The sequence below is a fragment of the Pseudomonas sp. ES1 genome, from assembly GCF_050586605.1.
Taxonomy (GTDB): Bacteria; Pseudomonadota; Gammaproteobacteria; order Pseudomonadales; family Pseudomonadaceae; genus Aquipseudomonas; species Aquipseudomonas sichuanensis.
The window spans coordinates 108,610-120,699 of sequence record NZ_JBOBDM010000007.1; the positions used below are offsets into that span (position 1 = coordinate 108,610).

Genomic DNA, 12,090 nt, shown 5'->3' on the forward strand with positions numbered 1-12,090 from the left:
TAAAGGGTCAGGCCGTCGCCGCCAGGGCCTGGCGCCGGCCACTGGCCAGGTGCACGGCCATGGCCAGCGCGGCGATCGCGCCGGGGATGGCGAAGGCGATGAAATTGAGTTGCAGCGGCAGGTTGATGCCCATCAGCGCGCCACCGAGCAGCGGGCCGACGATGGCGCCGTTGCGCCCGATCCCGGAGGCCCAGCCCAGGCCGGTGGAACGCACCGACAGGCCGTACAGCTGGGCGGCGCCGGCGTACAGCAGGATCTGCGTGCCGATGGTGGTGGCGCCGGCGATGAAGATCAGCAGGTACAGCACCGGCATCGGGCTGTTGACCCCCAGCAGGCTGATCGACAGCGCGGCGGCGATGAAGAACGCCACCTTGACCTTGACCAGGTTGTAGCGGTCGCCCAGCCAGCCGCCGAGGATCGCCCCGGCCATGCCGCCGAAGTTCAGCACCAGCAGGAATGACAGGCTCGAACCCAGGCTGTAGCCGGCGTTGGCCATGAGTTTCGGCAGCCATGAGCTCAGTGCGTAGACCATCAGCAGGCAGCAGAAGAACGCCAGCCACAGGGCCAGGGTGCGGATGGCCAGGCCGTTGCGGAACAGTTCAAGCACCGAGGCGCCCTGCCCTTTCTTGTCCACGGCCTGCAGTTGGTCATCGGCTTGCACGTCGCAGTGCGGGTCAAGGCGTTTGAGCAGTTTGCGTGCTTCTGCCATGCGGCCCTGGCGCACCAGGAAGCCGATGGACTCGGGCAGGTAGTAGAGGATCACCGGCAGCAACAGCAGCGGCACGGCGGCGGCGAAGAACATCGACTCCCAACCGAAACGCGGCAACAGGAAGATGCCGACCCCGGCCGAGAGCATGCCACCCAGCGAGTAGCCGCTGAACATGATCGCCACCAGGGTGCTGCGCAGGCGCTTGGGGGCGTATTCGTTCATCAGCGCCACGGCGTTGGGCATCAGCCCGCCGCAGCCTAGCCCGGCAAAGAAGCGGTAGATGCCAAATTCGCTGGGGCTGCTGGCGAAACCGTTGAGGATGGTGGCCCCGGAGAACAGCGCGAAGCAGATGGCGATGCCCTTCTTGCGCCCGATGCGGTCGGCCAGGCTGCCGAACAGCAGGGCGCCGAACATCATGCCGAACAGCGCGTAGCTGCCCAGGGCGCCGGCCTGCAGCGGGGTCAGGCCCCACTCTTTCATGAGGGTCGGCAGGACCACGCCGTAGATGAACAGGTCGTAGCCGTCGAAGATCAGCAGCAGGCCGCACCAGGCCATGACCATCCAGTGGAAGGGGCTGAAGCGGGCGTTGTCGATGATCGGGTGCACGTCGAGTGTTCGCATGGCATCTGTCTCTTTTGTTTTTGTTGTGTGAAGAGAAAACCTTGCCGGGGCGGCCGTCAGCCGAGGTCGCCACCGCCCACCGGCAGGGTTACGCCGGTGATGTACGAGGCCTCGTCCGAGGCCAGGAAGAGGATTGCGCCGACCTGTTCGTCGAGGCTGCCGTAGCGCTTCATCAGGCTGCTGGAGACGGTCTGGTCGACGATCTGCTGGTACCAGCCTTTCTCCTGCGCGCTCTGCTCGGCCTGGTTGCGCGGGATGCGCCGGGGCGGTGCCTCGGTGCCGCCGGGGGCGGTGGCGTTGACGCGGATGCCGCGCTCGGCGGTTTCGAAGGCCAGGCACGCGGTGAGCGCGTTGACGCCGCCCTTGGCCGCGCCGTAGGGCACGCGGTTGACACCCCGGGTGGCGATGGACGAGACGTTGACGATGGCGCCGCTGCCGCGCTCGAGCATGTAGGGCAAGGCGGCGTGGCAGCACCACAGGGTGGGGAACAGCGAGCGCCGCACTTCGGCCTCGATCTGCTGCACGTCGTAGTGTTCGAAGGGCTTGGCCCAGATAGTGCCGCCGACATTGTTGATGAGGATGTCGAGGCGGCCGAAGGTTTCCACGGCGCGGGCCATGACCGTGGCGCAGTCGGCGTGTTGCTCGAGGTCAGCGGTGAGGGTCAGCATGCCCTCGCCGGCCAGCTCGTGGACCAGCTCGGAGCGGTCCACCGCCACCACCTGCGCGCCTTCGGCCTTGAGCCGCCAGCACACGGCGCGGCCGATGCCTTGGGCGGCGCCGGTGACCAGGGCGACCTTGTTGTGGAATCGGTTGTTCATGTCGATCTCCTTGTGGGAGCTGGCTTGCCAGCGATGAGGCCGGAACAGCCAGCCAAAATTGCTGGGCGAGGGCTTCGCCCTCGATCGCTGGCAAGCCAGCTCCCACATCGGTTCTGCCTGCCATCGCAATAAAAAGAGGCCACCCTCACCCGCACGATGCGGGCAGCCCCGTAAAAGCCTCAGGCTGCCGCGGCGAACTTCTCGTAGTAGAAGTTGGCCGGGGTAATGCCCTGTTCGCGGATGTACTGGCTGACTGCCTCGACCATCGGTGGCGGGCCGCACAGGTACACATCCACATCGCCTTCGTTGAGGTGGCGCGGCTCGATGTGCTGGGTCACGTAGCCCTTCTGCGGGTACTGGCTGTCGGGGTTGGCCACGCAGGCGCTGTAGGTGAAGTTGGGGATGCGCGCGGCCAGGGCCTGCAGGCGGTCCAGCTCGACCAGGTCGAAGTCGTTGGTCACGCCGTAGATCAGGTGCAGTGGGTGCTCGCTGCCCTGCTCGGCGATCTTCTCCAGCATGGCGGTGAATGGCGCGAGGCCCGTGCCGCCGGCCAGCAGCAGCAAGGGGCGCTGGATCGGCCGCAGGTAGAAACTGCCCAGCGGGCCGGCCAGGCTCATGCTGTCGCCAGCCTTGGCCAAACCGGTGAGGAAGCTGCTCATCAGCCCGCCCGGCACGTTGCGGATCAGGAAGCTGACTTCGCCGTCCTTGGGCAGCGAGCTGAACGAATAGGCGCGACTCTGCTCGCTGCCCGGCACCTTGAGGTTGACGTACTGCCCCGGCAGGAACGCCAGGCGGTTCAGTGCCTCGCCCTTGATCGACAAGGCGATGGTGCTGGCCGACAGTTGGCGCACAGCGCTGATGGCCGCCTCGAAGCTGGCCTGCTCGGTCTTGCACAGCTGCGACGAGGCCGGGATGCGCACCACGCAGTCGCTTTCGGCGCGCATCTGGCAGGTGAGCACGTAGCCCTGGGCGATTTCCTCCTCGCTCAGGGCGTCCTCGATGAAGTTGTCGCCCAGGTCGTAACGGCCCGATTCGGCCTTGCATTTACAGGTGCCGCAGGCGCCGTCACGGCAATCCAGCGGAATGTTGATGCCCTGGCGGTAGGCGGCATCGGCCACGGTCTCATGGCCGTCGGCCTCGATGAAGCGGGTGACCCCGTCTTCGAAATTCAGTGCGATGTGGTAGCTCATGGTGCACCTCACGGGCGAGCCTGGCCGCGGCGCGCCGTGGGGCACAGCGACAGGCTCGGCCTGGTGGATCAGATGTGGTAGATGTCGATGACCTGACGGACGTAATCGTTTTTCAGCACCACCTTCTTGTGCCTGATCAGCGGCTGCTCGCCGCGCAGGTCGAGGGTGTAGAAGCTGGTGCCGAAGTAGCTGTCGGTGGTCTTGTAGCGAAAGCTCAGGGTGTGCCAGTTGAAGCGCACCTGGCAGCTGCCCTCGCCCTGTTCGACGATCTCGATGTTGCTGATGTTGTGCGAGGTGCGGGTGTCCGGCACGGTGGCGCTGGAGCGCTCGGTCTTGATGCGGAATACCCGGTCCTCGAGGCCGCCACGGTTGCCGTACCAGATCAGCGAGATCTCGCTCTGCGGGTCTTCGGTCAGGCTGTCGTCATCGTCCCAGGACGGCATCCAGAACGTCGCATCGCTGCTGTACAGCTCCAGCCATTGGTCCCACTGGGCATCGTCCAGGTAGCGCGCTTCGCGGTAGAGGAAGTCGCGCACGGTGTCATGCAGGCTCATTGCACGGCCTCCACGGGGATCAGTTGCTGTTCGTCTTTCAACGCCTGGATCATGGTGTCCTGCCAGTACTTGTGCTGCAGCACGAACAAACCTTCGTCCTCGGTGCGCACGCCCGACAGCAGCGGTTTGAGTTCGATCTCCTTGGCCGCCTCGTCGGCACCTTCGACCCAGTGCTGCGCGCCGCGCGACATGTCGTTCCAGCCGGTGCCGCCGCCGTAGCCGGTCTGGCAGGAGCGGAACTCTTCCAGGTCATCCGGGGTGGCCATGCCACTGACGTTGAAGAAGTCCTCGTACTGGCGGATGCGCTTGGCCCGGGCATCGGCGCTCTCGCCCTTCGGCGCGATGCAGTAGATGGTGATCTCGGTCTTGTTCACCGAAATCGGCCGGGCGATGCGGATCTGCGAGCTGAACTGGTCCATCAGGTACACGTTCGGGTACAGGCACAGGTTGCGCGAGTTCTCGATCATCCAGTCGGCGCGGGCCTGGCCGAAATCGGCGGCCATCTGGTCGCGGCGCTCATAGGCCGGGCGATCCTCGGGGTTGGCCCAACGGGTCCACAGCAGCAGGTGACCGTGGTCGAAGGAGTAGAAGCCGCCACCCTGCTTGGCCCAGGCGCCGGCGCTCATGGTCTTGATCTCGTCGCCCGCTTCGCGCTGCTTGCGCTGGTTCTGGGTGGCGGCGTAGTTCCAGTGCACGGAGCTGACGTGGTAGCCGTCGGCGCCGTTTTCGGCGGTGAGCTTCCAGTTGCCTTCGTAGATGTAGGAACTGGCGCCGCGCAGCACCTCCAGGCCCTCGGGGGACTGGTCGACGATCATGTCGATGATCTTCGCCGACTCGCCCAGGTGCTCGACCAAGGGTTTCACGTCGGCGTTCAGGCTGCCGAACAGAAAGCCGCGGTACGACTCGAAACGCGCCACCTTGGTCAGGTCGTGGGAGCCGTCGCAGTTGAAGCTGTCGGGGTAGCCGGCGTTGCTCGGGTCCTTGACCTTGAGCAGCTTGCCGCTGTTGTTGAAGGTCCAGCCGTGGAACGGGCAGGTGTAGCTGGACCGGTTGCCGCGCTTGTGCCGGCAGAGCATGGCGCCGCGGTGGCTGCAGGCATTGAGGAAGGCGTTGAGCACCCCGTCCTTGTTGCGCGCGATGAAGATCGGCTGGCGCCCCATGGTCAGGGTGAGGAAGTCGTTGTTTTCGGGGATCTGGCTTTCGTGGGCCAGGTAGATCCAGTTGCCCTCGAAGATGTGCTTCATCTCCAGGTCGAACAGGCGCGGGTCGGTGAACATTTCACGCTTGCAACGATAGACGCCCTTCTCCCGGTCATCTTCGAGCATGGCATTGAGGTAGTCGAATCCCAGGGACATGGCCAGGGCCTCCATTGTTATTGTTCAGGCCGGGTCAGGTTATGCCCTGGGTGGGGGCGCAGATATCCAGATCGTGCAGAGTGCTATCCGTTTTGTGCAGGCAGGGTTTTGCGCCATCTGTGCTGGCATTGTTCGCGGGCCGTCAGGTGTTCGCCGGGGAATAGAGTAATGGCCACCAGGTGTTCGCCGGTGATTTTGCAGCGCCTATGAGATCGAGCGCCGCGCGGGCGGCGCTCGATCTCAAGAGCGCTGCAAAGCTTTCGCCTGGTACCTGGCCGCCCTCACGCGGTAGCCAGCCAGGCCCTCCGAGGGCATGCCACACAAACCGCAAATATTGGGTAGAGCCCGCCAGGTGTTCGCCGGGAAATAGTGTAATGGCCACCAGGTGTTCGCCGATTTTTTTGCTGCGCCTATAAGATCGAGCGCCGCCCGCGCGGCGCATCGCTGGCAAGCCAGCTCCCACATCTATTTCGGGCCAGTTACTCCTGTAAGTTCATCACTGTCCGCCTTGTTGGTACGACGCGGTTTCAGCGTGGGCGTTGCTGCCGCCCCACATGACTCAAGACATGCGCCAAGGCGGGCAGCGGTACCTTCACAGGCATAATTGGCCCGAAACAAATGTGGGAGCTGGCTTGCCAGCGATGCGCCGCGCGGGCGGCGCTCGATCTCAAGAGCGCTGCAAGGCCTTCGCCTGGCACCTGGCCGCCCTCACGCGGATGATCGGCCCCGCGCTGGCCAGCGGCGAACTGATCCAGGTGCTGGCTGACTGGGCCCACTACTACCCCGGCCTGCACCTGTATTGCCCGAGCCGGCGCCAGGTGCCGACGGTGCTCAGGGCCTTCATCGAGTTCGCACGTAGTCAGCTTCATTGATTGAACCGATAGCATTTATCCATTGAACGCCACCGCAAAGGTGCAGTAAGCTCGGGCACATTCACTGGAGAGCAACATGTCGAAACATTCCTGCAACCACGCCAACCCCACCGGTCGCCCAGCGCACCGCGTGCTGGCCGTTGCCGGTCGTAACGCCGTTGCACCCTTTTATTTTGGTTATTGGTTTAGCTACTAGGCGCCGATAACCCACCCGGCGCCCACTTTCGAGGGGCCGCCGAACACGAGAATACTCAAACCCCCGGTCGGCTTCCCGACCGGGGGTTTTGCTTTTTCGGGCTTTCAAAAACATCGATTCATCTTGAGGACAGATTCATGAACTACGCCACTTACTACTACCCAAGCACCTATGCATGGCGATTTAGCCAATCCCGTTCGGGCCAGCCTGCCGCCTCCGTTCGGTCGATTTCCGGTGGCAATGCCGCACAACTACCCAATTTGACGACCAGTCGAACACCTCTATAGGGCCGACCGCGCGGGCCAGAACCCGCCGTCCGCCCAGGGAAAAAAAGCCATGCACGCCTCGAACCTCGCCCTGCCCCTGACCCAACCGCAAGCGGCCAACGCCACTGTCAGCAAGCGCTTGCCCAGCCCGCACCTGCTCAAGCAGCAGATGCCGCTGTCGACCGAACTCACCCAGCAAGTCCATGCCCATCGCCAGGCGATCCGCGCCATCCTTGAAGGCCGCGACGAACGCCTGCTGGTGATCGTCGGCCCGTGCTCGATCCATGACCCGCGCGCGGCGCTGGAATACGCCGACCGCCTGGCGGCGCTCAACCATGAAGTCGGCGACAAGCTGCTGCTGGTGATGCGCGCCTACGTCGAAAAACCCCGTACCACTGTGGGCTGGAAAGGCCTGGCCTACGATCCGCACCTGGATGGCAGCGACGACATGCACGCCGGCATCGCCCTGTCCCGTGGCTTGATGCTGAGCATGATCGAGCGCGGCCTGCCGATCGCCACCGAGCTGCTGCAACCCATGGCCGCTGGCTACTTCGACGACCTGCTGGGTTGGGCAGCCATTGGCGCGCGCACCACCGAGTCGCAGATCCACCGTGAGATGGTCAGTGGCCTGGAGCTGCCGGTCGGCTTCAAGAACGGCACCGATGGCGGCATCGCCATTGCCTGCGACGCCATGCGCAGCGCCGCGCATCCGCACCGCCACTTCGGCATGGACGCCCAGGGCTACCCGGCGATCATCGAGAGCCTCGGCAACCCGGACACCCACCTGGTGCTGCGCGGTGGCCACAAGGGCCCGAACTACGATGCCCACAGCGTGGCCCAGGCGCGCCAGGGCCTGGCCAAGGCGGGCCTGGCGCCACGCATCATGGTCGATTGCAGCCATGCCAACAGCGGCAAGGACCCGATGCGTCAGCCCGCGGTGTTCGAAGATGTGCTGCAGCAACGCCTGGCCGGCGACCGCTCGCTGGTGGGGGTGATGATCGAGGGCCACCTGTTCGACGGTTGCCAGGCTTTGGGTGCCGGTGCGCTGAAGTACGGCGTATCGATCACCGACGGCTGCCTGGGCTGGAGCGCGACCGAGAGCATGCTGCGCGAAGCGGCCAAACGTTTGTAGGAAACCGTCGGCAAGCCTTGCGAGACAGGGCCTAGACAAGTGCGCTAGGCTTGCCCTTTTTCACCCCCTAGGAGCAGTTCCCCATGGCCCGAGCCACCGCCCGCCACATCCTCGTCAGCAGCGAAGAGAAGTGCAACGAACTCAAAGCACAGATCGAAGCCGGCGCCGACTTCGCCGAAATCGCCAAGGCCAACTCCACCTGCCCGTCCAGCCGCCAGGGCGGTGACCTGGGCTCGTTCGGCCCGGGCCAGATGGTCAAGGAATTCGACACCGTGGTGTTCAGCGCCCCGGTCAACACCGTGCAAGGCCCGGTGAAGACCCAGTTCGGCTACCACCTGCTGGAAGTGACCAGCCGCCAGGACTGAGGCGTTCTTGATCGCCCGCCCCTGCGCTGAACCTGTGGGAGCGGGCTTGCCCGCGAATGCGTCCGCCCAGACAACGACGTTGCTCGAACGGACGCATTCGCAGGCAAGCCCGCTCCCACAGCTACTGTGTTGCATCGCCCTGGCGTGCATGGCCTGTTTCGTCCAGGCCGCCCCCACCCACGCCCTCACCGTCTACGGTGAAGCCCCCCGCTACCCCGCCAGTTTCCAGCACTTCGCCTACGTAAACCCAGATGCCCCCAAAGGCGGCAGCCTGCGCCGTTCGGCCCTGGAGATCGGCCAGTTCGACCACATCCTGCCGTTCATCGACAAGGGCATTGGCGTCAGCCAGGTCGAAGGCTGGCTGTATGCGCCACTGGCCATGCGCGCCTTCGACGAGCCCTACACGGTCTATGGCCTGATCGCCCAGCACCTGGAGCGCGGCCCCGACGACGCCTGGCTGCGCCTGTACCTCGACCCGCGCGCCACCTTCGCCGACGGCAAGCCGGTGCGCGCCGAGGATGTGCGTTTCACCTTCGAGCTGCTGATGAGCAAGGGCAGCCTCAATTACCGCACGCGTTTCGCCGAAGTGGCCGGGGTGACAGTCGAAGGCCCGCGGCAGATACGCTTCGACTTCAAGCAGCCGCACGGGCGCACCCTGGCGCTGGACCTGGCCAGCCTGCCAGTGCTGCCCGAACATGACTGGCAGCAACGCGACTTCGCCAATGGTGCTGGTTTCGACAAGCCCGTGGGCAGCGGCCCGTACCGCATCAGCCGGATCGACAACGGCCGCAGCATCACCTTCGAGCGCAATGCCGACTGGTGGGCCAAAGACCTGCCGGTGGCCCGTGGCCTGTACAACTTCCAGCGCCTGCGCATCGAATATTTCGGCGATACCGAGGTGGCGCGCCAAGTGCTCAAGGGTGGCGGCTACGACTACAACCGCGAGTTCTCCGCCACCGCCTTCACCCTCGGCTACAACGGCGCCCAGCTCGACGACGGGCGCCTGCAGCGCGCCCACCTGGGCCCGGCCAAGCCGCAGGTGGCCCAGGGCTTCGTCTTCAACCTGGCCAGGCCGCAGTTCCAGGACCGCCGGGTGCGCCAGGCCCTGGGCATGCTCTGGGACTTCGAGTGGAGCAACCGGCAGATGATGCGCAATCTGTACATCCGCCAGCAGAGCCTGTTCTCCAACACCGCGCTGGCAGCCCGCGCGCTGCCGGACGCGGACGAACTCAAGCTGCTGGAACCGCTGCGCGGCCAGGTGCCCGACGAAGTGTTCAGCCAGGTGTTCAGCGCCCCGGTCACCGACGGCACCGGGATCATCCGCCCGCAGCAGTTGCAAGCCCTGGCGCTGCTCCAGGCCGCCGGCTGGCGCCCCGAGGGCGATCGCCTGGTCAATGCCCAGGGCGAACCGCTGAGCTTCACCTTCCTCAACGGCCAGTCGGGCATGGAACGCCTGCTGCTGCCGTGGAAGCGCAACCTGGCGCAGATCGGCATCGAGCTGAACATCCGCAACGTCGACGCCGCGCAGTACGTCAACCGCCTGATGGCCCGCGACTACGACATGGTCGTCACCGGCTACCCGGTGACCCTGTCGCCGGGCAGCGAGCTGTACAACTACTTCGGCTCCGCTGCGGCCAACGACCCCGGCTCGAACAACCTGATGGTGCTCAAGGACCCGGCGGTGGACCAGCTGCTCGACGGGCTGGTGCGCGCAAGCAGCCAGCCCGACATGCTGCGCCACGCCCATGCCCTGGACCGGGTGCTGCAATGGAACTACTACTGGATCCCCAACTACTACCCGCCGGGCAGTTCGACGGTCTGGTGGAACCGCTTCGGCCTGCCCAAGGTGCAAGCCACCTATGACGAAGGCCTGGACACCTGGTGGGAGGTCAGCCCGACGGCGCTGACTAGCGAACAGATGGCCGAACGGCTCGGGAAACAGCCATGACCAGCTACATTCTGCGCCGCCTGCTGCTGATCATCCCCACGTTGCTGGCGATCCTGCTGGTCAACTTCGCCATCGTCCAGGCCGCCCCCGGCGGCCCGGTGGAACAGGCCGTGGCGCGGCTGCAGGGCCTCGGCGGCGGCGCCCCCGGCGCACGGGCCGAGGCGGTGCACGGCGAGTCCCGCGCCACCCGTGGCCTGGACCCCAAGCTGATCGAGGAGATCAAGCGCCAGTACGGCTTCGACAAGTCCGCCCCCGAGCGGCTGTGGCTGATGCTCGGCCAGTATGCTCGGCTGGACTTCGGCCAGAGCTTCTTCCGCGGCGCCAAGGTCACCGACCTGATCCTCGAGAAACTGCCGGTGACGCTGTCGCTGGGTTTCTGGGCGACGCTGATCACCTACCTGGTGTCGATCCCGCTGGGCATCCGCAAGGCGGTGCGCCATGGCAGCCGCTTCGATGCCTGGAGCAGCGCGCTGATCGTGGTCGGCTATGCCCTGCCCTCGTTCCTGTTCGCCCTGCTGCTGATCGTGCTGTTTGCTGGCGGCACCTCACTCAACTGGTTCCCGGTGCGCGGGCTGGTGTCGGATGACTTCGACCAGCTCAGCCTGCTGGGCAAGCTGGCCGATTACTTCTGGCACCTGGTGCTGCCGGTCGGCGCCCTGGTGATCGGCGGTTTCGCCACCTTGACCCTGCTGACCAAGAACGCCTTCCTCGACGAAATCTCCCGGCAGTACGTGGTCACCGCCCGGGCCAAGGGCCTGAGCGAACGCCGGGTGCTGTACGGCCATGTGCTGCGCAACGCCATGCTGCTGGTGGTGGCCGGGTTGCCGCAGGCGCTGATCACGGTGTTCTTCGCCGGTTCCCTGCTGATCGAGGTGATCTTCTCCCTCGATGGCCTGGGCCGCATGAGCTACGAAGCGGCGGTGTCGCGGGACTACCCGGTGGTGTTCGGCACGCTGTTCATCTTCACCCTGGCCGGGCTGCTGATCCGCTTGATCGGCGACCTCTGCTACACGGCGCTCGACCCGCGCATCGACTTCGACGCGAGGGGCCGCTGATGCTCTCGCCCATCGCTCGACGCCGCCTGAAGCGCTTTCGCGCCAACCGCCTTGGCTGGGTCTCGCTGTGGCTGTTCGCCGGCCTGTTGATACTCAGCCTTGGCGCGGAGCTGGTGGCCAACGACAAGCCACTGCTGCTGTCGTATAAAGGCCAGCTGTACACCCCCGCGCTCAAGCGCTACACCGAGAAGCAATTCGGCGGCCAGTTGCCGTTCCAGCCCGATTACCGCAGCCAGTACGTGCGCCAACTGATCGAGGGCCAGGGCGGCTGGATGCTGTTCGCGCCCATCCCGTTCAGCGCCGACACCCCCAACTACGACCTGCAGGTACCCACCCCCAGCCCGCCCAGCGCGGTCAACTGGCTGGGCACCGATGACCAAGGGCGCGACGTGCTGGCGCGGGTGCTGTACGGCACGCGGGTGTCGCTGCTGTTCGCCTTTGCCCTGACCGTGCTCAGCGTGCTGATCGGCGTCACCGCCGGCGCCTTGCAGGGCTATCACGGGGGCTGGGTCGACCTGCTCGGGCAGCGCCTGCTGGAGGTGTGGTCGGGGTTGCCGGTGCTGTACCTGCTGATCATCCTCTCGGGCTTCGTCGAGCCGGACTTCTGGTGGCTGCTGGGGATCATGGCGCTGTTTTCGTGGCTGGCGCTGGTCGATGTGGTGCGCGCCGAGTTCCTGCGCGGGCGCAACCTGGAGTACGTCAAGGCGGCCCGGGCGCTGGGGCTGCCGGACAGCCAGGTGATGCTGCGGCATATCCTGCCCAACGCCATGAACGCCACCCTCACCTACGTACCCTTCATGCTCACCGGGGCGATCACTACCCTTACCGCGCTGGATTTCCTCGGTTTCGGCATGCCTGCGGGCAGTGCCTCGCTGGGCGAACTGGTGACCCAGGGCAAGCAGCACCTGGAGGCGCCATGGCTGGGCTTTACCGCGTTCTTTGCCCTGGCGCTGATCCTGTCGTTGCTGGTGTTCATCGGCGATGCGCTGCGTGAGGCGTTCGATCCACG

10 protein-coding genes and 1 pseudogene are annotated in these 12,090 nt (G+C 65.5%); 6 read left to right on the forward strand and 5 right to left on the reverse strand.

The window, feature by feature from the left end:
- Window positions 1-7: 7 nt before the first annotated feature.
- The 5 genes from ACQ4N9_RS05020 to benA all read right to left on the reverse strand — a co-directional run bounded on the left by ACQ4N9_RS05020 (window position 8) and on the right by benA (window position 5,247).
- A complete protein-coding gene (locus tag ACQ4N9_RS05020) occupies window positions 8-1,330 on the reverse strand; it encodes an MFS transporter (protein WP_390970725.1) in 1,323 nt (440 codons plus the stop codon).
- Between the two features lie 56 nt (window positions 1,331-1,386).
- Entirely contained in the window at window positions 1,387-2,148 is a 762-nt protein-coding gene (locus ACQ4N9_RS05025) for a 1,6-dihydroxycyclohexa-2,4-diene-1-carboxylate dehydrogenase (protein ID WP_390970727.1), read from the reverse strand.
- 179 nt (window positions 2,149-2,327) lie between these two features.
- Window positions 2,328-3,338: a benzoate 1,2-dioxygenase electron transfer component BenC gene (gene benC, locus ACQ4N9_RS05030; protein ID WP_390970729.1), complete on the reverse strand. Its 1,011-nt coding sequence runs from the start codon at window positions 3,336-3,338 to the stop codon at window positions 2,328-2,330.
- A gap of 68 nt (window positions 3,339-3,406) precedes the next feature.
- Window positions 3,407-3,892: a benzoate 1,2-dioxygenase small subunit gene (benB, locus tag ACQ4N9_RS05035; RefSeq protein WP_125464138.1), complete on the reverse strand. Its 486-nt coding sequence runs from the start codon at window positions 3,890-3,892 to the stop codon at window positions 3,407-3,409.
- On the reverse strand, window positions 3,889-5,247 hold the full coding sequence (gene benA, locus ACQ4N9_RS05040) for a benzoate 1,2-dioxygenase large subunit (RefSeq protein ID WP_390970731.1): 1,359 nt from the start codon (window positions 5,245-5,247) through the stop codon (window positions 3,889-3,891). Before benA ends, benB begins: the two co-directional genes overlap by 4 nt.
- A gap of 731 nt (window positions 5,248-5,978) precedes the next feature.
- Between benA and ACQ4N9_RS05045 the strand changes: the two are divergent.
- The 6 genes and pseudogenes from ACQ4N9_RS05045 to ACQ4N9_RS05070 form a co-directional block, all read left to right on the forward strand.
- Window positions 5,979-6,119 (forward strand): annotated as a pseudogene (locus ACQ4N9_RS05045) (LysR family transcriptional regulator); the annotation flags it as partial.
- Between the two features lie 532 nt (window positions 6,120-6,651).
- Complete coding sequence (locus tag ACQ4N9_RS05050) at window positions 6,652-7,713, forward strand: 3-deoxy-7-phosphoheptulonate synthase (protein ID WP_125464141.1); 1,062 nt, start codon at window positions 6,652-6,654, stop codon at window positions 7,711-7,713.
- 83 nt (window positions 7,714-7,796) lie between these two features.
- The gene (locus ACQ4N9_RS05055) at window positions 7,797-8,078 is read left to right on the forward strand and encodes a peptidylprolyl isomerase (RefSeq protein ID WP_003258780.1); all 282 of its coding nucleotides are present in this window, start codon (window positions 7,797-7,799) and stop codon (window positions 8,076-8,078) included.
- Between the two features lie 148 nt (window positions 8,079-8,226).
- Window positions 8,227-10,026 (forward strand): extracellular solute-binding protein, encoded by a 1,800-nt coding sequence (locus tag ACQ4N9_RS05060; RefSeq protein WP_390970734.1) that lies wholly within the window; start codon window positions 8,227-8,229, stop codon window positions 10,024-10,026.
- Window positions 10,023-11,081, forward strand: coding sequence for a microcin C ABC transporter permease YejB (locus ACQ4N9_RS05065; RefSeq protein WP_125858680.1), 1,059 nt, complete (start codon window positions 10,023-10,025; stop codon window positions 11,079-11,081). Before ACQ4N9_RS05060 ends, ACQ4N9_RS05065 begins: the two co-directional genes overlap by 4 nt.
- Window positions 11,081-12,090: ABC transporter permease (locus ACQ4N9_RS05070; protein ID WP_430932320.1), on the forward strand; the 1,010-nt coding region annotated here is incomplete at its 3' end. The genes ACQ4N9_RS05065 and ACQ4N9_RS05070, both read left to right, overlap by 1 nt.